Below are 21,183 nucleotides of genomic sequence, written 5' to 3'. Positions count from 1 at the left end.
TGCCCCGCGCTCGCCCGTCCGGGCTCGTGCCCCGCGCTCGCACATCTGGGCTGGTGCTCCGCGCTCGCCCCTTGCATCCGTCCCCTGCACCCGCCCCTCGGGCTCGCACCCCTGCGCCCCGCGCTCACCTTGCGTTCGTACCCTCTGCGCCCCGGGCTCTCCCGTCTGAGTTGGTGCTCCGCGCCCGCTGTCCACCTGCACCCGTCCGGCGCACCCCTACCCTTGCGCCCCGCGCTCACCTTGCGTTCGTACCCCCTGCGCCCCGCGCTCACCCTGCGTTCGTGCGCGGCGCTCGGCCGTTGGGCGGATCGCCAGCCGCGCGTGACAGGATGCCGCGGTGAGCACAGCGGGCACGAGACGCCGACGGCCTTCCGCGGCCGGTCGCCGCGCGCCTCGCCGTAGGCCGTCCGCACGTCGGCGGCGCGTGCTCCGTGCCCGCCGCGCCGTCGCGCTGGCCATCGGCGCGGTCCTCGCCGTCGCGGCAGTGGTCGGCGTGATCGCGCTCGCGCAGGCATCCGCTGCCGCCGCTCGCTGCGAGGTCTTCACCGCGTACGACGCAGCACAGCTCGACAATGCCCGCACGATCATGGCCGTGGGGCGGGCCGACGGCCTGCCGATTCGCGACCAGGCCATCGCCGTCATGACCGCGATGGGCGAGTCCAGCCTGCGGAACCTCGACTACGGCGACTGGGAGACGAGCGGTGTCACCAATCCCGACGGGACTGCGACGACCTCGCTCGGCCTGTTCCAACAGCAGAACGGCTGGGGTACCCGCGAGCAGCGTCTCGACCCCGCCACCGCGGCGGCCCTGTTCTACCGGGCCATGATCGCCGACGTGCCCGAACCCGAGCGGTCGACGCTCGAACCCACCGACATCGCCCACCGCGTGCAGATCAACCGCGACCCCGACCACTACGCGAAGTTCTGGCCGTCGGCCGAGCATCTGGTGACGGCCCTGTCCGACGAGACATTCGTCGACAGCTGCCGCTGACCCCGCCCCACCGCCACCGCTGCTGCGCTCCGCAGGCCATGTTCCCTTTTTACAGGGCATGTCCCCTTTTCGGCGGGACATGTCCCAAAAAGTACCTGTCCGAACACCCAGAATCAGCAGTTATCGGGACATGGCTGCCCCGGGTGGGCTGCCCGCGCCCGGCCCCGCCGCCGGCCCGCTCGCCGACGAAGGCGGGGCCTGCCCACCACTGAGCGGGGCATGTCCCCTTTCCGGCCAGCCATGTCCCCTTTTCGGCGGAGCATGTCCCAGGAAGTGTCGCTTCAGGCACCCAGGAACAGCAGTTTTCGGGACATGCGCGACCCCGATGGACCGACCGCGGCCTGCCCCTGCCACCCGACGGCTCGCCCGCCCTGATCACAGAGCATGTCCCACTTGCGGCAGGCCATGTCCCCTTTTCGGCGGGGCATGTCCCAGGAAGTGTCGCTCCGAGCATCCCGAAGCAGCAGTTTTCGGGACATGCCCACTGCGACCCAGCGCAGCCCAGCGTGTGAGCAGCTCCGCTCAGTGTCGCCCTTCAAGCTTCTCTCCCTGTCGTCCCGCGTCACGAAGCGGACCGGTTCTCGAGGTGCGGAAGATCGTCGGTGCGGGCATGGGGTGGTGGGTGCATACTGGTGGTGTCTTCGGACCCGGCAGTGGGGCTTGCCGGACCCAACCTCGACACTCGTCGACAACAGTCCCTATCTCAGCTGGTTGCGCTTCTGTGCGCCTGAGGTAGGGAGATGTCATGGTCGAGTCGAGCACTGCCGGTGTTGTCGTGGTCGGTGTGCAGTCCGGGCAGGGGCACGACGTCGTCGGTGTCGCGGCTGCCGTCGCTGAACGCTTCAGCGCCCGCCTGGTGTGTGTGGTCGTCGATCCGGCGCTGCTGTCAGCGGGGGTGCGTGCGGACGGGTCGGAGATCATCGAACCGATCGACCCGGACACGGCGGACAGCGACCCGCAGCAGCTCCCCGACGAAGACATGCGGGTCATCAGAGATCTTGCTGCGGCGCGATCGGTCGACGTGGACTTCGTCTCCCGCGTCGGGGACCCGAGTCACGCACTCGCTGCGGTGGCTGAGGAACGTGACGCGGTGATGATCGTCGTCGGATCCCAGGCTGGCCGACGCCGGATAGCGGAACTGCTCACCGGGTCCGTCGCCGCGCACCTGACGCATCAGCAGCACCGGCCGATACTGGTCGTCCCGCACGACCCGGTCGGCGCCACCGTCCTCCTCCCGTCGGAAGCCCCGTGACGGGCATGCTGACGCTCCTGCGGCATGGGGAGAGCACCGCGAACGAAGCCGGCACCTTCACCGGGCTCCTCGACGTCCCGCTCACGCACCGCGGCGAACGGCAAGCATCCGCAGCCGGACAGCTCCTCCGGTCGAACCACATCACGCCGGACGTCGTGGTCACCTCCACATTGCGCCGTGCCGTCCGCACCGCCGAACTGGTCTGCGACGCCCTCGGGACACAGCTGCCCACGGAAGCGGTGTGGCAGCTCAACGAACGCAACTACGGTGCCCTGACCGGGATGACGAAGACCGACGCCCGTCGGATGCTCGGTGACGACGAGTACGTGCGGCTCCGCAGGTCCCGTACCGGCACACCGCCACCGATGTCGCTGCACCTGTGGGAGGAACTGCGGTCGAGCTCCGCGCTGCGCGGCCTGCCCGACGGCGCCCTCCGACGCACCGAGGCACTCTCGGACGTCATCAAGCGGGTCCGCCCCGTCTTGCACGACCGGCTCCTGCCGATGGTGCGGTCAGGGCGGAGCGTCCTCGTCGTCGCGCACGGGAACTCGCTCCGCGCACTCTGCGCATGCATCGACGACCTCACCGACCCGGAGCTCGAGCAGCTCAACCTGCCGACCGGGCAACCCGTGCAGTACCACCTCGCCCCGACGGGTGCTCTCGTCCCGCGGGGTGGGGCGTTCCTGGATCCGGTAGCAGCACAGCACGCCGCGGCGCTGGTCGCGGCAGAAGGCGGAACATGACCACCCGAACGGACACCCCGATGCCCGACGACCAGCTCCCTCCCGACCCGGACGTCGACGTCTCCGACCCGGCAACGACCATGCGGCCGGTGCATCTGCGGTGGCGGTACGTCGGCCTCGTCGCCGTCGGTGGGGCCGGCGGTACTGCCCTCCGCGACGTCATCAGTAGCGTGCTCCCTGCCGATGGCGGGGTGAGTTGGTCGATCTTCTGGATCAACATCACCGGGGCGCTGGCCCTCGGTGTGCTGTTGGAAGCGCTCGCGCACCGTGGGCCCGATGCCGGTCGCCGGAGGGTGCTGCGGCTGCTCCTCGGGACAGGGGTCCTCGGCGGGTTCACCACCTACAGCACCCTCGCCGAGTCCACCGCCGCCATGTTCCTCGACGGCCACGGCCTCGCTGGCACCGGCTACGCGCTCCTCACTGTCCTATCCGGCGCGATCGCGACCGCCTGCGGTCTCGTCGTCGCCGGCTGGTTCCGTCCCCGAACGGAGGAAGCATGAACGCCGCCCTCATCGTCGTCGTCGCCCTCGGTGGCGGTGCCGGCGCTGCCGGTCGGTTCCTCCTCGACGGGCTGATCAACACCGGCCGGGAGTTCCGGCTCCCCGTCGGCACGCTGACGATCAACATCACCGGGTCGCTGCTGCTGGGGATCATCGTCGGCGCCGCCACGCACCTCGGCGCGGTGCCGGTCGCGGTCCTCGGCACCGGGGTGATGGGCGGCTACACCACGTTCAGCACCGCCAGCTTCGAAACCGTCCGCCTCGCCCGCAGCGGACGGATCACCGCCGCCGCGATCAACGGTCTCGGAATGCTCGTCGTCTCCGTCGCCGCCGCGACCGCCGGCATCCTCCTCGGCGGCACCCTGTGACCACCCCACTCACTGACCACACACCCGCTCCAGCACCGGAGGTACCCATGCTGTTCGACGTCACGATCGAGATTCCCCGCGGCAGCGGCAACAAGTACGAGGTCGACCACACCACCGGCCGGATCCGGCTCGACCGGGCGGTGTTCACCAGCATGGTGTTCCCCCAGGACTACGGCTCCATCGACAACACCCTCGGCGATGACGGCGACCCCCTCGACGCCCTGGTGCTCCTGCCCCGTCCCACGTTCCCCGGCGTCGTCATCACGGTCCGGCCGGTCGGGATGCTGCGCATGGTCGACGAGAACGGCGGCGACGACAAGATCCTCACCGTTCCCGCTGGCGACGACCGCTTCGCGCAGCTGCGGGACATCACCGATGTGCCGGAACACACGCTGGCGGAGGTCGAGCACTTCTTCGCCCACTACAAGGAGATCGAGCACGGCAAGCACGTCACCACCAACGGGTGGGCCGACCGTGCTGCTGCCGAAGCCGTCATCCGCACCGCACAGAACGCCCACACCCGACACCCGTGACCCACGGGTCCACAGACTGCCGCGGGGAGGCACTGGCGCTGAGTGATCGCCAGCAGGTCGTCCCTCCGCCTCCCCGCGGCTTCCCCTTCCAACCACAGACCAGCTCGACGCATGACCCGAACCGAACCGAAGGAGCGTCACCATGAACGACTACATCAGCGGCATCCACCACCACGGAGCCCATCAGGGTGAGTACGTCACCCACCACGACCACCCCGTCACCATCGACGCCGTCCACGGCGCCCGCATCCTCGACTCCCGCGGCTACCCGACCGTCCGCGTGTCCCTCGAGCTCGACGACGGCCGCACCGTCACCGGGGACGCCCCCGCGGGCGCATCCACCGGCGCCCACGAAGCCGTCGAGCTCCGCGACGGCGGTTCCGCGTTCGGCGGCCGCGACGTCACCCAGGCGCTCCACCTGATCGACACCGACATCTCAGGGCTCCTCACCGGCCGGTCGTGGTCGGCGATCGGGCAGATCGACGCCGCCCTTGCCGAACTCGACGGCACCACCGGGTACCGCCGGCTCGGCGCGAACAGCGTTGTCGCCACCTCGATCGCCGCATCCAGGGCCCTCGCCCATGCCGCGGACCTCCCGCTCTGGCAGTGGATCGCTGAGATCACCGGCTCGACGCCGCGGATGCCGGTCCCGCACTTCAACGTCCTCAACGGCGGCGCGCACGCAGCGAACGAGCTGGACTTCCAGGAGTTCATGATCGCTCCCGTCAACGCAGGCTCGATGGCAGACGCCGTCCGAATCGGCGCAGACGTGTACCACGCTCTCGCGGCGCTGGTTCGGGACCGGTTCGGCAGCCTCGGCCTCGGCGACGAGGGCGGTTTCGCACCGTCGATCGCTGCGCCCGAGGAAGCGCTCGACCTGCTCGTCGACGCGATCCGTACCGCCGGCTACGAGCCGGGCGTCGATCAGGTGGCGATCGCGCTCGATCCGGCCGCGAACGAGTTCTCCCAGGGCGACGGCTCCTACCGGGTGCTCAACGACAGCCTCGACCGGGACGGGCTGGTCGACTACTACCGGCACCTCATCGACACGTATCCGATCCGGAGCATCGAAGACGGGTTCGCGGAAGACGACCATGAGGGGTTCCGCCGCATGCAAGCGGCGCTCGGCGACCGGATCCAGATCGTCGGCGACGACCTCTACGTCACCGACCCACAGCGGATCCGCGACGGCGGCGAGCAGCAGCTGACGAACGCGGCACTGATCAAGCCGAACCAGATCGGGACCGTCTCCCAGACCCTCGGCGCGATCGCCACCGCCAAGAGCATCGGGATGGCCAGCATGGTCTCCCACCGTTCTGGGGAGACCACGGACACGTTCATCGCGGACCTCGTTGTCGGGACCGGCACCGGGCAGATCAAGTCCGGCGCACCCGGCCGCGGGGAACGCGTCGCGAAGTACAACCGGCTCACCGAGATCGCCGAGCAGCACCCGGAGCTGCCCTACGGACTGATCTGACCACCGGTACTCGAGCTGCGAGCAGTGTCCAGGAACGCCGTCACAGCGGGCCCCGGGCGGCCTGACCAGATCGCTCGCAGCGGCCGGATCAGTGGCGGGCCGAGCAGTAGCGCCCGGACGAGGGCACCGTCTTCGAGGTCAGTGTCGACGGTGCGGAGACTCATCACCGCGGGCGCGATGCCCGCTCGAGCGTTGGCGCGGATGATGCCAGTCGTTTCCAGCACTGCAGCCGGCGGGACCAGGGTCAGACCCGCGTCGTCGAGCCACGCTTCGACCGTGGAGCGGGTGCCGGACCCTTCCTCACGGAGCAGCAGGGGCGTCTCCGCGAGGTCATCCGAGGTGATGGCCGAAGCGCTTGCCCAAGGATGGTGCGGGGCGACGACGACCACGAGTTCGTCCTCATCGACCACCAACGATGAGAGGCCAATCGGCGCAGCAGGAGTCTCCGTGAACCCGACGTCGGCAGCGCCGGAACGGACGAGGTCGGTCACGTCGGCGGAGTTCCCCGCGATCAAACGCACCGACGCATCCGGCGTGGCAGCACGGTGGGTGAGCAGCCATCCGGGCAGCAGGAGTTCGGCGATCGTCTGCGACGCTGCGATCACGAGGGATCCCGCCGGTTCCCGCAGCGCGGCGACGCCTGCTTCAAGCCGCCGGGAGGCCTCCAACACCGGGACGGCGAGACCGAGCACCACCCGGCCGGCGTCGGTCAGCGCGGTCCCGGATGCCGTCCGGTGCGCCAGCGGCTGACCGGTCGCCTGCTCCGCGGCACGCAAGCGCGCAGACACCGCCTGCTGTGTCACCCCCAACACCTCGGCCGCGCGGGTCAACGACCCGGTCTCCGCGACGCGGACGAGGACCTCGAGGGTGTCGAGGTCCAGGATCCGGTCCGTCAACCGCCGCAGTGCCACAAGCAACCATTGTGCCCTGCCAACGAGTCCGCCGTTCCCGAACCACGGGGCACACGCGCACGATGGGTGCATGTCCGCTCACCTCGCCCACGCACCCGCAGCCTCTGAGCACGGTGTGCGCGACCGGCGGCTGTTCCGGGAGCTGGAGCGGCCCGGCCTGATCGTGTCGAACCTGACCCCGAACTGGTTCGCGTCGATCATGGGGACCGGGATCGTCGCCGTCGCGGCCGCGTCGTTACCGCTGCAGTTCCCCGGTCTGCGCACGGCGGCGACGGTCGTCTGGGCGATCGCGGCGGTCCTGCTCGTCGCCCTCACCATCGCGACGGTCCTGCACTGGGTCCGCTACCGGAGCACCGCAGCGAAGCACCACCTCAACCCGGTGATTTCCCACTTCTACGGCGCACCGCCCATGGCGTTCCTCACCGTCGGCGCCGGCACGATCCTCCTCGGCAAGGACTGGATCGGCCTCCCCGCCGCCGTCACCATCGACTGGGTCCTCTGGACCATCGGCACCATCGGCGGCCTGCTCACCGCGGTCCTGGTGCCGTACCTCGCGTTCACCCGCCACGAGAACAAGCCCGACTCCGCGTTCGGCGGCTGGCTGATGCCGATCGTCCCGCCGATGGTGTCCGCCTCCACCGGTGCGCTCCTGCTGCCCTATGCCCCCGCCGGACAGGCGCGGGAGACGCTGCTGTGGTCCTGCTACGGCTTCTTCGGCCTCAGCCTCATCACGTCGCTGGTCGTCATCGCCCTGATCTGGAACCGGCTCGCGCAACACAAGGTCGGTGCCGCCGGTATGGTGCCGACCCTGTGGATCGTCCTCGGACCGGTCGGACAGTCCATCACCGCGGTAAACCTCCTCGCATCGAACGCCCCCGCCGTCGTCGACGCGTCGACCGCCCACGCACTGCTGGTCGTGGCGCTGGTGTACGGGTTCGCGATGCTCGGCTTCGCGCTGCTGTGGACCGTCATCGCCCTCGCCATCACCATCCGCACCGCCCGCGAACACCTGCCGTTCAGCCTGACCTGGTGGTCATTCACGTTCCCCGTCGGCACCTGCGTCACCGGCCTGAACGGCCTGGCCCTGCACTCCGGACTCACCGTCGTCGCCGTCCTCGCAGTCGTCTACTACGTGGGCCTCGTCGCCGCGTGGATCACCGTTGCCGTCCGCACCTTCCACGGCTCCGTCATCCGCGGCACACTCCTCGCACCACCACAGCCGGCATGAGCACCCCCGACGAACTCGCGGACGAGGTCGCGGACGTTCGATCCCTGAACGCCCTCGCCGAGGCATGGCGCACCGCACCCGACGGTTCACGGCGGTTCGTCCCGAACTTCGACCCGAGATCCGGCGGCACATCCAGCCGCGTCCTGGTCCTCATGCAGTCGCCCGGCCCCCAGACGATCGCCGCAGCGCACACGGCGATCTGCAGCGAGGACAACCCGGGCCCGACCGCGGCCGCGTTCCGCGCAGCCCGCATCGAGTCCGGACTCGCACGCAACGACTACCTCCGCTGGAACCTCATCCCGTGGGAGATTCTCGGCCGCGTCCGACCTGTGGACATCGACGAGGGGCGACACGCCCTCGAAACTCTGCTCAAGGTGCTCCCCGTGCTCGATGCCATCGTCACGTACGGTACCGCCGCCCTCGACGGAGTCATGCGGCACCTCACCCTGGACGAGCACCCCCGACTCGTACCCGTCATCGCGGCACCACACCCCTCTCCGGCCAACGGCCGCCATCGCGCGGAACAACAACGACGTTCCGTCCGAGCGCTCCGGCTCGCGGCGCTGACTCACCGGCTGTAGCAAATACGAACGACTCCGCTACAACTGCCCGTGCCGACGGTTCGGCAGCGTGTGAGGCGGCGTGTCTTGTAACGGAACCCAATCCCGGAATCTACGTGCCGCCACTACCCCTCCTGGTCGAGTTTCGCTACGTTCTCTCCATGGGTCACCTCCTCGGGTACGCGCGCGTGTCCACCACCGACCAGGACGCGTCGCTACAGATCGACGCGCTGGGCGCCGCCGGCTGCTACCGCGTGTTCGTCGACACCATGTCCGGGTCGCTGCAACACCGGCCCGAGCTCGACAAGCTCCTCGACCAGCTCCGCCCCGGCGACACTCTCGTCGTCTGGCGACTCGACCGGCTCGGTCGATCCATCCGGCACCTCATCGACCAGCTGCACGCACTCGCCGAACGCGGCATCGGGTTCCGGTCGCTGCAGGAGACCATTGACACCACCTCACCCGGTGGCCGGCTTGTGTTCCACGTCTTCGCTGCGCTGGCGGAGTTCGAACGGGACCTCATCAAGGAACGCACCAACGCCGGCCTCGCCGCCGCCCGAGCCCGCGGCAGAACCGGCGGCCGACCATCTCGGCTCTCCGCGGACCAGGTGCGCACCGCACGCCGGCTCTACGAACAGCAGGACATGACCGTCGCGCAGATCGGCGATGTCCTCGGCGTCAGCCGCACCACCATCTACCGGACGCTCGCGAAGCACGCCGAACCCGTCGCCCGCCGACGCGCAAAGCCCTCACCGACGATGTAGCCGGTCATGGACGCGAGCGAGCGGTGGCGAATCCTTCGACTGCACGTCGAGGACGCAATCCCGCTTGCCACTCTGGCCCGCAGCACGGGCGTCACCGAGCGCACCCTGCAACGCTGGCTCGCCCGCTACCGGACAGGCGGATACGCCGCCCTCGCCGACGACGCTCGCGCCGACCATGGCGTCCGACGCACAGCACCGGAACTCGTCCGCCTGGTCGAAGGGCTTGCGCTCACCAAGCCGCGGCCGTCGATCGCCACCATTCACCGTCAGGTTGGCGTCCACTGCGCTGAACGGGGACTGCCGTCGCCGTCGTACTCCGCCGTGCGGTCGATCGTGAACGGGCTCGATCCCGGAATGGTGACGCTCGCACTCGAGGGGCCAGCGTCATACCGTGACAAACACGAGCTGCTGCTCCGACGTCGCGCGGACCGCCCGAACGCGATCTGGCAGGCGGACCACACGATGCTTGACCTGCTCATCGTCGGGCCCAACGGCAAGCCCGCACGGCCGTGGTTGACGGTGATCCTCGACGACTACTCCCGCGCGATCTGCGGGTACATGGTGTTCCTCGGTGCCCCGTCAGCGGCGAACACCGCGCTCGCGCTGCGCCAAGCGATCTGGCACAAGCCGGAACCGGACTGGCCCGTCTGCGGGATCCCGGACGTGCTCTACACGGACCACGGGTCCGACTTCACCAGCCATCGTCTCGGCGACACCGCCGCTGTGCTGCACCTCCGCATCATCCACTCGCAGGTCGCCCGGCCCCAGGGGCGCGGGAAGATCGAGCGGTTCTTCGGCACGATCAACACCGAACTGCTCCCAACGCTCCCCGGCCATTTCGCAGCCGGATCCTCGGCGCCGACGCCGGCGCTGGATCTCGGCGGCGTCGACAGTGCCATCAGCACGTTCATCCGCAGCTACAACGCCCGCACCCACCGCGAGCTCCGGACGAGCCCACTGCACGCGTGGATTGCAGACGGGTGGCTGCCACGGCTCCCGGAGTCCCTTGAACAGCTCGACGGGTTCCTGCTCACCGTCCCCACGACGCGGGTCGTGCAGCGCGATGGCATCCACTTCGAGGGCCTCCGCTACACCGCGGCCACTCTCGCGCCGTTCGTCGGTAGCACCGTGAGTGTCCGGTACGACCCACGCGACGTCACCGAGATCCGCGTCTTCCACCGCGACGTGTTCCTCTGCACCGCGATCAGCACCGAGCACCAGACCGAGACGATCAGCCTCAAGCAGATCCAAGCCGCCAGGAACGCTCACCGCCGGGCTTTACGCGGGCAGATCCACGAACGCATCGCGATCGTCAATCCCAAACTCGACGACACCACCACACCGGCAGCCGTCGAGACGGATCGGCCGCGACTGAAGACCTACGAGGAGGACCGGTCATGACGAGCCAGTTCATCGTCACCAAGGAGCACCGCCGGTTCGCAGAGTTTGCCGACGCGGTCCGGAAGCAGAACACCATCGGCGTCTGCTTCGGGCCCGCCGGCGTCGGCAAGACCCTCTCAGCGCGCCGCTACGCGCACTGGGACAGCATCGGCCCGTTCATCGCCAGGTGGGCCGCACGCAGTGAAGACGACACCAAGATCTATGCCGCGGCCCACCGCGCCCGGACCGTCTTCTACACGCCCGAGGTCTCCGCGACGATGCGCGCCCTGCAAGAGGACCTCCGGCACGACATGATCCGCACCGAACGCTGCATCGAGGAACACCTCGTCCTCCACGGCGGCCACGTCGACCACGCGCACGGCCCCAACCCGTCACTGCTCGAGCTGATCATCATCGATGAGTCCGAACGCCTCACCGGCAACGCCATCGAGTGGCTCCGCGACCAGTACGACCGAACAGGCATCGCGATGATCCTGATCGGCATGCCCGGCATCGAGAAGCAGTTCACTCACTACCCACAGCTCTACAGCCGACTCGGGTTCGCCCACCAGTACCGCCCCCTCGGCCACGACGAGCTGCTGTTCGTCCTCGAACGTCAATGGCGCAAGCTCGGCAAGACCCTCGACCCCGACGACTTCACTGACGCGCAAGCCATCGCCGCCGTCGAACGCATCACCCGCGGCAACTTCCGTCTCCTCGAACGTCTCCTCCCACAGATTCAACGTGTCCTGAAGATCAACGAGCTCGACGTCATCACCAACGACGTCGTCGAAGCCGCCCGCAGCACCCTCGTCATCGGCACCACCTAACCCGACACGGAACGCAGCGAAAACCGCGACACAGAGCGAAGCTGCTCACAGCCCAGCGCAGCCCAGCCCCACCCAGCCCAGCCGCAGCCCCATTCGGCCCGAGCTCCACCCAGCCCCTCCCGAGCCCCACGCGGCCCGCCGAGCCCCCCGCCTCAGCCGACGGGTTCGGCGGCGTCTCGCGCGTGCCGGCCGGCCGCGCGGACCGCGCCGACGGATGCCGCGATGACGAGGGCGATCCCGGCGACCTCGAGCCATGAGAGGTGCTGCCCCAGCAGCATGAACCCCGCGATCGAGGCGGTCGCCGGTGCAAGACTCATGAGGATCGCGAAAGCCGAGGCTGCGAGCCGGCGCAGGGCGATCAGCTCGAGCGCGTACGGCAGCGTCGACGACAGCAGCGCGACGGCCGCCCCGAGACCGAGGATCTCGGGGCGCAGCAGTGCGGCACCGGCATCCGCGATGCCGAAGGGGATCGACGCGAGAGCACCGACCGCCATCGCGAGGGCGAGCCCGTCGAGGCGCGGGAAGGCCGCACCGACCCGCGCGGACGCGACGATGTACAACGCCCACGCGGCCGCGGCGACGAGGGCGAACGCGACCCCGAGCAGGTCGAGGCGGTCCCACCCTCCGCCCGCCAGCGCCGCCACTCCGGCCAGCGCGAGCGCCGCCCACACCCACGCCGACGCACGACGGCTCGCGACGATCGACAGGGCCAGCGGCCCGAGCACCTCGATCGTGACCGTGACGCCCAGGGGCAGGCGCTCCAGCGCGAGGTAGAAGACCCCGTTCATCAGGGCGAGCACGAGCCCGAAGCGCACGACGGCGACCCACTCGGCGCGCCCGTGACCGCGCACCGAGGGCCGCGCGACGAGCAGCAGGATCAGAGCCGAGAACACCAGGCGCAGCATCACCATGCCCAGCGGCCCGGTGTCGGGGAACAGCAGAACGGCGATGGATGCGCCGACCTCTTGGCAGGCGAGGCCGGCGACGACCAGCAGCACGGCGGATCCGGCACGGCTGCGAGCTGTCGATCCTCCGGCGGGGGTGGACGTCACGGAATGGGGCAGACGGCGGCAGCCGTCACCTGCGCCCCCATGTCGTCGGCCGTCCAGGGCAGTCCGGCGTCGGGCGTGGTCTGTCCCGCCGCCGCGGGCAGCTTGGAGGCGACCGCGGCGAGCTGCCACGCGAGGCTGCGGGCGATCACGGCCGAGCCGCGCGAGTTGTTCAGCACGACGACGACGGTCATGCCCGTGTTCCGGTCGGCGAACGCCGCGGTGAGGTAGCCGAGCGTCGAGCCGTACTGGCCGATGAGACTGCCCGCCTGATACGCGCCGCCCGTGGCGGTGAACCACGAGGGGGCGTCGGCGGCCGCGGGAAGCGTCGTCTCGAACCGGCCCGGCGCGTCGTACGAGCGACCGCCCGTCGCGAGGGCCTGGGTGTATCGCCCGAGGTCGGTGAGGTCCGAGATCACACCGGATGCCGTGAACCCGGCACTCGGCGACAGGGGACCCACCACGGTGGGGGCGGTGCACGCGACGCCGCCGCCCTGCGCGTCGGGGCTCCAGAGCCCGACCAGGTCGGGGTCGGCGTCCTGCGGCAGCGAGCTCGAGCCCATGCCCGTCGGGTGGAAGACGTAGGTGTCCAGCAGCTGAGCGGCCGTGCGTCCCGATGCCCGCTCCAGCGCCATGCCGAGAAGGACGTAGCCGGTGTCGGAGTCGGCGAATCCCGCGCCCGGCTGGCCGGTCACGTTCAGGCCGGTGCCGAAGCCGACGAGCTCGCGCGGCTTCCACGTGCGGTCGGGGTTCGACATGAACCGGCCGGCGAGCGCGGGCGTGTACGAGCCAAGTCCACTCGTCGAGTCGCAGAGCTGCTCGAGGGTCACCGATTCGTGACCGATCATCCCGGGGACGTAGGTGCCGACCGGGTCGTCGAGGTGCACGGTGCCGTCGGCGACGAGTCCGTAGAGGATGTCGCAGGTCATGGGCCGCGTGATCGCCCCGGCGGGAAAACCGGCATCCGTCGTCGTCGCCGCTCCGTCGGGGCCGAGCGTGCCGACGCCCGCGAGCCACGTGCCCGCCCAGGGCGCCCAGACGCCGACGATGGCGCCCGTCGCCCCCGACGCGGCGACAGCGCGGGTGACGGCGGTCTGCAGTTGCGCCTGCGCGTCGTCGGGCAGCGCGGCGTCCACCTGCGACGGCAGATGGACGGTGACGGATGCCTGGGGCGAGCACGCCACCAGAGTTGCCGCGAACACCGTCGCGACCGCCGCCGCCGCGAAACGCCGCATGCGATGCGGTCGTGCCATCCCTACCCCCGATACTCCCTTCCAGCGTAGTTGACGATGCCATGCGGACCCGGCAGCGTGACCCGACCGATATACGAAGGTCGTAGGCCCGGCGTGCTCCGCAGGCCGGGCCGCGCCGGCTCCGCCCAGCCCCCGGCCCGGGGCCGCACGCGGCGCGACCAATACAGTGGGGGCATGCCCCACACGTTCGACGACGAGACGCTCACGGGCGTCCTCGGCCACATGAATCGCGACCATTCCGACGACAACCTGCTGATCGCGCGCGCCTTCTCGCCGATCGCCGACGTCATCTCCGCGACGATGACGACCTTCGACGGCGCAGCCGGCCAGTGGCACGTCATCACGGCGGACGGCGTCGAAGACGTCATCCAGGTGCCGTGGCCGGGCGGCGAGATCGCCGAGCGACGCGAGGTGCGGCGCGAGATCGTGGCTCTGTATGACGCCGCCTGCGCGCGCCTAGGGGTCGACGCCCGCCCGCACGACTGATGTCTGCGTCGCGATGCGGCGCACGGACAGACGATTCTCTCCGAACCTTCAGTTTAGTTGAGCCTTACTTTCAGTTATGCTGACGGTCATGACGGAAGTGATCTCCTTCTCGACCGCTCTGCGCGAGCGCTCGCGCTCCGCACACTCCGGCAGCGAGCACGCCGGATTCATGGCCGACCTGATGCGCGGCAAGGGCACGCGCGACGACTACGTCGCCCTCGTCGCGCAGCATTGGTTCATCTACTCGGCCCTCGAGTCGGCCGCGGCGCGGTTCGCCGACGACGAGGTGGCCGCTCCGTTCATCAGCGACAAGCTGACCCGACTGCCCGCGCTCGAGTCCGACCTCGACTACCTGATCGGCGCGGACTGGCGCGAGCGGATCACCGCCGTTCCCACCACCGAGCGCTACGTCGCGCGCATCGACGAGATCGCCCGCGACGGCTGGGCCGGCGGGTTCGTGGCGCACCACTACACGCGTTACCTCGGCGACCTGTCCGGCGGCCAGTTCATCGGAAAGCTCATGGCGCGCCAGTTCGGGTTCGACACCAACGGCATCGGCTTCTACGTGTTCGACGAGATCGCCGACCCGGCCGCGTTCAAGGACGTCTACCGCGAGCAGCTCGACGCCGCGCCGTGGGATGCCGCCGAGGCTGAGCGCGTCATCGAGGAGGTCCTCTACGCGTACCAGCTCAACACCGACCTGTTCGTCGACCTCGCCGCCGCGAAGGCCGCCGCGGCCTGAGCGCGCGGAGGGGGCGCCGCAGCAGCCGCGGTGGAGCCGGATCAGAACCCGGATGCCCGGACGCCGGCCATGAACCGGCGCACGTCCGCGTCGACCAGGATGTCGCTCGGCCGGAGCGGCCGGGTGAGGTAGAGCCCGTCGAGTGAGGTCAAGCGCGAGAGCGCCACATAGGTCTGGCCGGGGGCGAAGGCCCCCGAGCCGAGATCGATCACGGCACGCTCGTACGTCTTGCCCTGTGACTTGTGGATCGTGACCGCCCACGCCAGCCGCAGCGGGAACTGGGTGAACTCGGCGACGATGTCACGGCTGAGCTTGCGGGTCGCCGGATCGTACGCGTAGCGGAACCTCTCCCACACGGCGGGCTCGACGTCGTGCTCCTCGCCGTCGAGCTCGACTCGGACGGTGCCGCCCGCGATACGGGTCACCGTGCCGATCGAGCCGTTGACCCAGCGCGGGCCGTCGCCGCCATGGCCGATGTCGTTGCGAAGGAACATCACCTGCGCGCCGACCTTGAGCTGCAACTCGGAATCGGCGGGGTAGCCCGTCTCGCCTCGGCCGAAGTCGCCCGAGATGTCGGCGCGCGCGGTCTGGACGGGGCCGGCGAGCGCATCGAGATGGCGCTGGTTGATGCGGTTCACGATGTCGTTGCGGGTCGCGAGCGTGATGATCGGCGGCTCACCGTCGACCGGCTCGGGCACCGGCCTGGCCCCGGCGGCGTTGAGCTGCCCCGCGATGTCGGCCGTCACGACCCCGTACCGCACGGCGTTCAGCATCGCCTTGAACCCGTCGTCCGCCTGACGGTGGATCTCGCGCAGCTCACGGATGTGCAGCGGCGCCCCCACCCGACCGAGGTCGAGCAGTCCGTCCGAGCGCACCGCCCCGCCGTCCGGCCGCGGCCCCGCCCACACCTGCGCGTCGAAGAACCAGAACGACCGGTAGTGGTCGTCGATGTAGCGGCGTTCGTCTCCCCGCGGCGGCACGGGCGACAGCTGGTACGGATCGCCGAACATGACGATCTGCACGCCACCGAACGGCTCGGACCTCCGCCGGCGCGCCTGCCGGAGTGAGCGGTCGATGGCATCCATCACATCGGCGTTGACCATCGAGATCTCGTCGATCACGAGCGTGTCGATCGCGTTCATGATCTTGCGCGCCGGTTCGGGCTGCTCGAGCTCGCTGTCGGCGATGAGCCCGATCGGCAGACGGAACAGCGAATGGATCGTCTGCCCCTCGACGTTGAGCGCGGCGACCCCCGTCGGCGCGCACACCGCGATCTGCTTCTCCGTGTTCCAGGCGAGGTGCTGCAGCAGGGTCGACTTGCCGGTGCCGGCGCGGCCGGTGACGAACACGTGCTCACGTGTGTCCTCGATGAGGCGGAACAGCTCCTCCTGCTCGCGCGACAGCGGGGGAAGACTCACCGTCCCCATGCTAGCTATCAGGCCGGGTTTCCTAGACTGGGGCCGTGCAGACGGTGGATGACGACGCGCAGGCGGATGCCCCGCCGCGCCGCCGCCGTCGGCGCGCCCGCGCTCTGGGGGCCGACCTCGCGGTGCTCGCCGTCGTCGGCGTGCTGCTCACCGGTGCCTTCGCCGCCACCGGCGCGGTGCTCTACCGCGACCTCTACAGCCCGGCAGCGTTCGTGACCCGCTATCTCGACCTCCTCAGCCGCAAGCAGGCGGCGGATGCGCTGGCCCTGCCGGGCGTCGCGATCGACTCGGCACAGGCGAGCGCCACGGGTCTCCCGTCCGGCGCGAGTGAGGCGCTGTTGCGCTCCAGCGCGCTCGGCGCGCTTTCCGACGTGTCGGTCCAGAGCGCCGAGGAGCGCCCGGACGGCACCACGGCGGTCGCCGTCCGCTACACCGCCGGCGGTCACGAGGGCAGCACGGTCTTCAGCGTGGAGCGTGCGGGGTGGGTCGGCGTCGCCCCGACCTGGCGCTTCGCGAAGAGTCCGCTCGCGGCGGTCGATCTCACGGTGCGCGGGGCGCGCCAGTTCTCGGTGAACGGCTTCGGCGTCGACACGCGGCAGGTCTCGCCGCAGCGCGAGAACGCCGATCCGCTGACGCCCGTGTCACTGCTGGTGTTCTCGCCCGGACTGTACTCGATCTCCGTCGACACCCCGGTCTCGGCCTCGGCGGGTGTGGCGGTGCTCTCCGACACCCCGCAGGCGAGCATCCCGGTCGACCTGCAGACCGTGCCGACCGACCGTTTCCGCCAGGCGATCCAGGACGAAGTCGAGTCCTTCCTGACCGCGTGCGCCACCCAGCAGGTGCTGCAGCCGACCGGATGCCCGTTCGGGCTCGTCGTGCGCAACCGGATCGACTCGCCCCCGACCTGGACGATGGTGCAGCAGCCTCAGATCAGCCTGGTGCCCCACGGCGCGGACTGGGCGATCCAGCGGGCGTCGGCGGTGGCCCACATCGACGTCGTGATCCGGTCGATCTTCGACGGCAGCACCCGCCATCTGGACGAGGCCGTGCCCTTCTCGGTCGGCGGCACGGTGACGATCCTGCCCGACGGCACGGCATCCATCCAGGTCACCGACGGGAACTGACCACGACGACCGCGCGGCCGATCAGCGACGGGTGCGGGCGTCGCGGGCCGCGAGCGCGGCGAGCTGGGCGTTGTACTCCTCGAGCTCGGCATCGCCGGTGCGGTCCGCCTGACGGTCGCTGCGGCGCTGCGCCCGGTCGTCCGATCGGCTCCACTGCACGGCGACGGTGATGGCGAGGATCAGCGTCGGGATCTCACCGATCGACCAGGCGACGCCGCCGCCCGTGTACTGGTCGACGAGGGGCGTGTCCCCCCAGGTACGACCCATCGATCCGAACCATTCCGCGACGAACAGCCCCGTCGACATCATGATCGCGATCCCGAAGAACGCGTGCATCGCCATGACGCCGATGAGGGTCAGCAGCCGGAACGGGTACGGGTAGCGCAGGGGTACGGGATCGATCCCCACGAGCGACTGCACGAACAGATACCCCGAGATGAGGAAGTGCGCCACCATCCACTCATGCCCGAGGTGGTCGTACAGACTCCAGCGGAAGAGGTCGGTGTAGTAGAAGGCCCAGAGCGACCCGATGAACATCGCCGCCGCGAACAGAGGGTGGGTGATGACTCGCGCGAACGGGGTGTGCACGGCCCAGAGGATCCACTCGCGCCCCCCGCGGCTGCCGTCGGACCGCTTCGCGATCGCGCGGGACGCCAGCGTCACGGGAGCGCCGAACACCAGCATCATCGGGATCGCCATCGACAGCAGCATGTGGCCGACCATATGCATGCTGAACAGGTAGTCCTGGTACGCGTTGATCGAGCCGGATGTCACCCAGAGAAGCGACACCAGGCCGCCGAGCCACAGCACGGTGCGGTACACCGGCCAGCGGTCTCCGCGCCGATGCAGCCGCCAGACGCCGGCGATGTAGAAGAACGCCCCGAAGCCGACGGCGAACGCCCACAGCACGTCGACGTCCCACGTCGTCACCCAGCGGGCCGGGGTGAGCTCCGGAGGAAGAACGGATCCGGTGAGCACCTGGGCGGGGCTCGGCACGGGCGGCAGCTTCGTGTCGACCGGCGGCGGCGTGCGCGACAGCGCGACCGCCGCGCCGCTCGCGATGCCCATGAAGGCGAGCTCGAGGCCGATGAGACCCCAGAAGCGCCTCGATGCGGCACCGGTCGTGCCGGAGGCATCCGTGCGGATGCGCGCGATCAGTCCGGTGCGGTACCAGGCTCCGAGCACGCCGATCGCGACGAGCGCGACGACTTTGATGCCGAGGATCGCCCCGTACGGCGACAGCAGGTTCTGCACCGCGACGACCCCCACGATCGCGCGGGCGGCACCCGAGAGCGCGACGACGACGAAGGCCGCGAGCGCGATCGACGAGTACCGCGTGAGCACGTCGGCGAGGGCGATGCGGTCGAGCTGCGGACGCAGCGCGACGAGCAGGAGCACACCGCCGAGCCAGACCGCGGCGCCGACGATATGCAGCGTCAGCGAGACGACCGCGGTGTTGTGCCCGGATTCGTCGCCCGCGTGACCCTGCGTGGCCATGGGGACGAGGGATGCCACGGCGACCGCGGTCACCACGAGGGTCGCCGTCCATCCGCGCACGGCGAAGATCAACACGGTGAGCGCCGCTCCCGCGACCGTCGTCATCGCCCAGGCACGGCCCACGTCGGTGCCGACGAGGTATCGGCCGAGCTGCTGACCGAACTCCGCTCCCGCGCTCGGGGTCGCGTTGAAGATGTTGAGGAAGGTCAGGAACGCGACGAGAGCGCTCGAGACGGTGAAGATCGCCGCCGCCGTGGATGCCACGTCGAGAGCGGTGTCGAACGGCTTCGTCTCGGCCTTCAGCGCGAAAAGGGCGAGCACGAGCGCACCGATCATGCCCGCCGCGGAGAGATTCACCGCGAGCGTCGCCGACGGCAGGCCCCAGCGCACGACCGGGCCCGGGTCGCCGATCAGCAGAGGCGCGGCTCCACCGCCGTACAGCAGCCCCGCGGCGAGGGCCGCGAACGCCGCGACGACGAGGATCGCAGGGCCTGCGACCCGGAAACCTCGGGAATGCACCCGTCCAGCCTACGGTGCGCCGCTCGAGGCCCGGTCCGCGCGGGCGGGGACCACGAAGGGGGGATGCCCGCAGGCATCCCCCCTTCGAGGCGTGCGGCGGAATTACTTCGCGGCAGCCTTGAGCTTCGAGCCCGCGGTGACCTTGACGCGCTGGCCGGCCGCGATCTTGATCTCGGCACCGGTCTGCGGGTTGCGGCCCGTGCGGGCGGCGGTGGCGACGGTCTCGAACGACAGGAAGCCGGGGATCGTGACCTTCTCGCCCTTGGCGACGGCCTCGGTGACAGCCGAGAACAGACCGTCGACGACGCGGCCGACGGTGGCCTGGCTCTCGCCGGTGGCGCTGGCGATGCTGGCGACGAGCTCGGTCTTGGTGATAGCCATAGGGGTTCCTCCAGACGGCAGCGGGTGCCGCCTTCAGTTACTTCGGACCGGACCGGAGCCCGGGGCGGTCGGATGGACCGGTCCCGAATATACCCACGAACCCCGGAATTCCGCGGATTTCCGGCTCATCCACACCATCTTCACCGGCGTGTCGCCCCTCATCCGGCCTTCCGCGGCCGCCGCACCCCCGGCATCCCACCCGCGCAGAATCGCAAAACCGTCGCAGATTCGGATGCCTGAGACCGCTCCGTTCGATTCCGAGACCGCTCTCCGATTCTGCGAGACGGCCACCCCGCCGACGACGAAGGCCCACCCCCGGAGGGATGGGCCTTCGTGCGAAGCGGGTGCTTACCAGCTCGACTTGGTCACGCCGGGCAGCTCGCCCTTGTGCGCCATGTCGCGGAAGCGGACACGCGAGATGCCGAACTTCGACAGGAAGCCGCGGGGGCGACCGTCGATCGCGTCGCGGCCGCGCAGGCGAACCGGCGACGCGTTGCGGGGCAGCTTCTGCAGGCCGACGCGGGCGGCCTCGCGGGCCTCGTCGGTCGCGTTCGTGTCGACGAGCGTCTTCTTCAGCTCGGCACGCTTCTCGGCGTAGCGGGCGACGACCTCTTCGCGCTGGTTGTTGCGCGCGATCTTGCTCTTCTTGGCCATGAGATCAGCGCTCCTCTCGGAATTCGACGTGCTTGCGGATCACCGGGTCGTACTTCTTCAGCACGATGCGGTCGGGGTTGTTGCGACGGTTCTTGCGCGTCACGTAGGTGTACCCCGTGCCGGCGGTGGAACGCAGCTTGATGATCGGACGAACGTCCTGAGCCTTCTTCGCCATTAGAGCTTCACACCCTTCGCGATCAGGTCCTTCACGACCGACTCGATGCCGCGGGCGTCGATGACCTTGATGCCCTTAGCCGAGACGTTCAGCGTGATCTTGCGACCAAGCGAAGGAACGTAGTAGGTCTTCTTCTGCACGTTCGGGTCGAAGCGGCGCTTCGTCCTGCGGTGCGAGTGCGAGATGTTGTGACCGAAGCCGGGAACCGCTCCGGTCACCTGGCACACTGCTGCCATGGTGATTACTCCCTCTGTACCGTGAGGCCGGACGGCCTCACCCAAGATCCCTTGTCTGCACCCCACGCCGCAGCACGGCATTCCTGCCGGATTCGGTGAGTGG

General features: G+C 69.8%; 24 protein-coding genes. 15 read left to right on the top strand and 9 right to left on the bottom strand.

What is annotated here, in order from left to right:
- The first annotated feature begins 424 nt into the window (after positions 1 to 424).
- From JOE64_RS01250 to eno, 7 genes are all read left to right on the top strand, one after another.
- Entirely contained in the window at positions 425 to 991 is a 567-nt protein-coding gene (locus JOE64_RS01250) for a peptidase M23 (protein ID WP_204962539.1), read from the top strand.
- Positions 992 to 1,736: 745 nt separating this feature from the next.
- Positions 1,737 to 2,243 (top strand): universal stress protein, encoded by a 507-nt coding sequence (locus JOE64_RS01245; protein WP_076693227.1) that lies wholly within the window; start codon positions 1,737 to 1,739, stop codon positions 2,241 to 2,243.
- Positions 2,244 to 2,248: 5 nt separating this feature from the next.
- The gene (locus tag JOE64_RS01240) at positions 2,249 to 2,986 is read left to right on the top strand and encodes a 2,3-bisphosphoglycerate-dependent phosphoglycerate mutase (protein WP_063718739.1); all 738 of its coding nucleotides are present in this window, start codon (positions 2,249 to 2,251) and stop codon (positions 2,984 to 2,986) included.
- Positions 2,983 to 3,486 carry a fluoride efflux transporter FluC gene (locus tag JOE64_RS01235; protein ID WP_239531661.1) on the top strand — a complete coding sequence of 168 codons (504 nt, stop codon included), beginning with the start codon at positions 2,983 to 2,985 and terminating at the stop codon, positions 3,484 to 3,486. Before JOE64_RS01240 ends, JOE64_RS01235 begins: the two co-directional genes overlap by 4 nt.
- Positions 3,483 to 3,854, top strand: coding sequence for a fluoride efflux transporter FluC (locus JOE64_RS01230; RefSeq protein WP_002854166.1), 372 nt, complete (start codon positions 3,483 to 3,485; stop codon positions 3,852 to 3,854). The genes JOE64_RS01235 and JOE64_RS01230 overlap by 4 nt, the downstream gene beginning before the upstream one ends.
- A gap of 47 nt (positions 3,855 to 3,901) precedes the next feature.
- Positions 3,902 to 4,387 (top strand): inorganic diphosphatase, encoded by a 486-nt coding sequence (locus JOE64_RS01225; protein WP_204962538.1) that lies wholly within the window; start codon positions 3,902 to 3,904, stop codon positions 4,385 to 4,387.
- Positions 4,388 to 4,529: 142 nt separating this feature from the next.
- Positions 4,530 to 5,864 carry a phosphopyruvate hydratase gene (gene eno, locus JOE64_RS01220; RefSeq protein ID WP_082687493.1) on the top strand — a complete coding sequence of 445 codons (1,335 nt, stop codon included), beginning with the start codon at positions 4,530 to 4,532 and terminating at the stop codon, positions 5,862 to 5,864.
- Here the strand turns inward: eno and JOE64_RS01215 are convergent.
- Positions 5,849 to 6,775 carry a LysR family transcriptional regulator gene (locus tag JOE64_RS01215; RefSeq protein WP_002854169.1) on the bottom strand — a complete coding sequence of 309 codons (927 nt, stop codon included), beginning with the start codon at positions 6,773 to 6,775 and terminating at the stop codon, positions 5,849 to 5,851. The genes eno and JOE64_RS01215 overlap by 16 nt on opposite strands.
- Before the next feature lie 70 nt (positions 6,776 to 6,845).
- Here JOE64_RS01215 and JOE64_RS01210 point away from each other — a divergent pair, with 70 nt between their 5' ends.
- The 5 genes from JOE64_RS01210 to JOE64_RS01190 all read left to right on the top strand — a co-directional run bounded on the left by JOE64_RS01210 (position 6,846) and on the right by JOE64_RS01190 (position 11,537).
- The gene (locus JOE64_RS01210; RefSeq protein ID WP_204962537.1) at positions 6,846 to 8,003 is read left to right on the top strand and encodes a TDT family transporter; all 1,158 of its coding nucleotides are present in this window, start codon (positions 6,846 to 6,848) and stop codon (positions 8,001 to 8,003) included.
- Entirely contained in the window at positions 8,000 to 8,584 is a 585-nt protein-coding gene (locus tag JOE64_RS01205; protein WP_058749365.1) for a uracil-DNA glycosylase family protein, read from the top strand. The genes JOE64_RS01210 and JOE64_RS01205 overlap by 4 nt, the downstream gene beginning before the upstream one ends.
- Positions 8,585 to 8,724: 140 nt before the next feature.
- On the top strand, positions 8,725 to 9,327 hold the full coding sequence (locus JOE64_RS01200; protein WP_002857200.1) for a recombinase family protein: 603 nt from the start codon (positions 8,725 to 8,727) through the stop codon (positions 9,325 to 9,327).
- A 6-nt stretch (positions 9,328 to 9,333) separates the two neighbouring features.
- Positions 9,334 to 10,728 carry a TnsB C-terminal domain-containing protein gene (locus JOE64_RS01195; protein WP_002857201.1) on the top strand — a complete coding sequence of 465 codons (1,395 nt, stop codon included), beginning with the start codon at positions 9,334 to 9,336 and terminating at the stop codon, positions 10,726 to 10,728.
- Complete coding sequence (locus JOE64_RS01190) at positions 10,725 to 11,537, top strand: AAA family ATPase (protein ID WP_002857202.1); 813 nt, start codon at positions 10,725 to 10,727, stop codon at positions 11,535 to 11,537. The genes JOE64_RS01195 and JOE64_RS01190 overlap by 4 nt, the downstream gene beginning before the upstream one ends.
- 152 nt (positions 11,538 to 11,689) lie before the next feature.
- Here JOE64_RS01190 and JOE64_RS01185 read toward each other — a convergent pair whose 3' ends face one another.
- Both JOE64_RS01185 and JOE64_RS01180 read right to left on the bottom strand, forming a co-directional pair.
- Positions 11,690 to 12,589, bottom strand: coding sequence for an EamA family transporter (locus JOE64_RS01185; RefSeq protein ID WP_271202412.1), 900 nt, complete (start codon positions 12,587 to 12,589; stop codon positions 11,690 to 11,692).
- Positions 12,586 to 13,839: a serine hydrolase domain-containing protein gene (locus JOE64_RS01180; protein ID WP_204962536.1), complete on the bottom strand. Its 1,254-nt coding sequence runs from the start codon at positions 13,837 to 13,839 to the stop codon at positions 12,586 to 12,588. Before JOE64_RS01180 ends, JOE64_RS01185 begins: the two co-directional genes overlap by 4 nt.
- Before the next feature lie 174 nt (positions 13,840 to 14,013).
- On the opposite strand from JOE64_RS01180, the gene JOE64_RS01175 reads away from it, so the two are divergent.
- Entirely contained in the window at positions 14,014 to 14,325 is a 312-nt protein-coding gene (locus JOE64_RS01175; RefSeq protein ID WP_204962535.1) for a DUF2470 domain-containing protein, read from the top strand.
- Positions 14,326 to 14,413: 88 nt separating this feature from the next.
- Positions 14,414 to 15,067, top strand: a complete 654-nt coding sequence (locus JOE64_RS01170) for a biliverdin-producing heme oxygenase (RefSeq protein WP_204962534.1) — start codon at positions 14,414 to 14,416, stop codon at positions 15,065 to 15,067.
- 41 nt (positions 15,068 to 15,108) lie between these two features.
- Here the strand turns inward: JOE64_RS01170 and JOE64_RS01165 are convergent, their stop codons facing one another.
- Positions 15,109 to 16,494 carry an ATP-dependent DNA helicase gene (locus tag JOE64_RS01165; protein WP_204962533.1) on the bottom strand — a complete coding sequence of 462 codons (1,386 nt, stop codon included), beginning with the start codon at positions 16,492 to 16,494 and terminating at the stop codon, positions 15,109 to 15,111.
- Positions 16,495 to 16,529: 35 nt separating this feature from the next.
- Here JOE64_RS01165 and JOE64_RS01160 point away from each other — a divergent pair, with 35 nt between their 5' ends.
- Positions 16,530 to 17,618, top strand: a complete 1,089-nt coding sequence (locus JOE64_RS01160; RefSeq protein WP_271202411.1) for a hypothetical protein — start codon at positions 16,530 to 16,532, stop codon at positions 17,616 to 17,618.
- A 21-nt stretch (positions 17,619 to 17,639) separates the two neighbouring features.
- Here the strand turns inward: JOE64_RS01160 and JOE64_RS01155 are convergent, their stop codons facing one another.
- The 5 genes from JOE64_RS01155 to rpmB all read right to left on the bottom strand — a co-directional run bounded on the left by JOE64_RS01155 (position 17,640) and on the right by rpmB (position 21,080).
- Positions 17,640 to 19,634, bottom strand: coding sequence for a bifunctional copper resistance protein CopD/cytochrome c oxidase assembly protein (locus JOE64_RS01155; protein WP_204962532.1), 1,995 nt, complete (start codon positions 19,632 to 19,634; stop codon positions 17,640 to 17,642).
- A 102-nt stretch (positions 19,635 to 19,736) separates the two neighbouring features.
- A complete protein-coding gene (locus JOE64_RS01150) occupies positions 19,737 to 20,015 on the bottom strand; it encodes an HU family DNA-binding protein (RefSeq protein WP_204962531.1) in 279 nt (92 codons plus the stop codon).
- A 348-nt stretch (positions 20,016 to 20,363) separates the two neighbouring features.
- The gene (gene rpsN / locus JOE64_RS01145) at positions 20,364 to 20,669 is read right to left on the bottom strand and encodes a 30S ribosomal protein S14 (protein WP_204962530.1); all 306 of its coding nucleotides are present in this window, start codon (positions 20,667 to 20,669) and stop codon (positions 20,364 to 20,366) included.
- Positions 20,670 to 20,673: 4 nt separating this feature from the next.
- On the bottom strand, positions 20,674 to 20,844 hold the full coding sequence (gene rpmG, locus JOE64_RS01140; RefSeq protein WP_005051772.1) for a 50S ribosomal protein L33: 171 nt from the start codon (positions 20,842 to 20,844) through the stop codon (positions 20,674 to 20,676).
- Positions 20,844 to 21,080 (bottom strand): 50S ribosomal protein L28, encoded by a 237-nt coding sequence (gene rpmB, locus JOE64_RS01135; RefSeq protein WP_005051771.1) that lies wholly within the window; start codon positions 21,078 to 21,080, stop codon positions 20,844 to 20,846. The genes rpmG and rpmB overlap by 1 nt, the downstream gene beginning before the upstream one ends.
- Positions 21,081 to 21,183: the final 103 nt, after the last annotated feature.

It is taken from the genome of Microbacterium dextranolyticum (genome assembly GCF_016907295.1).
GTDB classification, from domain to species: Bacteria; Actinomycetota; Actinomycetes; order Actinomycetales; family Microbacteriaceae; genus Microbacterium; species Microbacterium dextranolyticum.
This window is presented reverse-complemented; position numbering and strand designations above follow the sequence as displayed.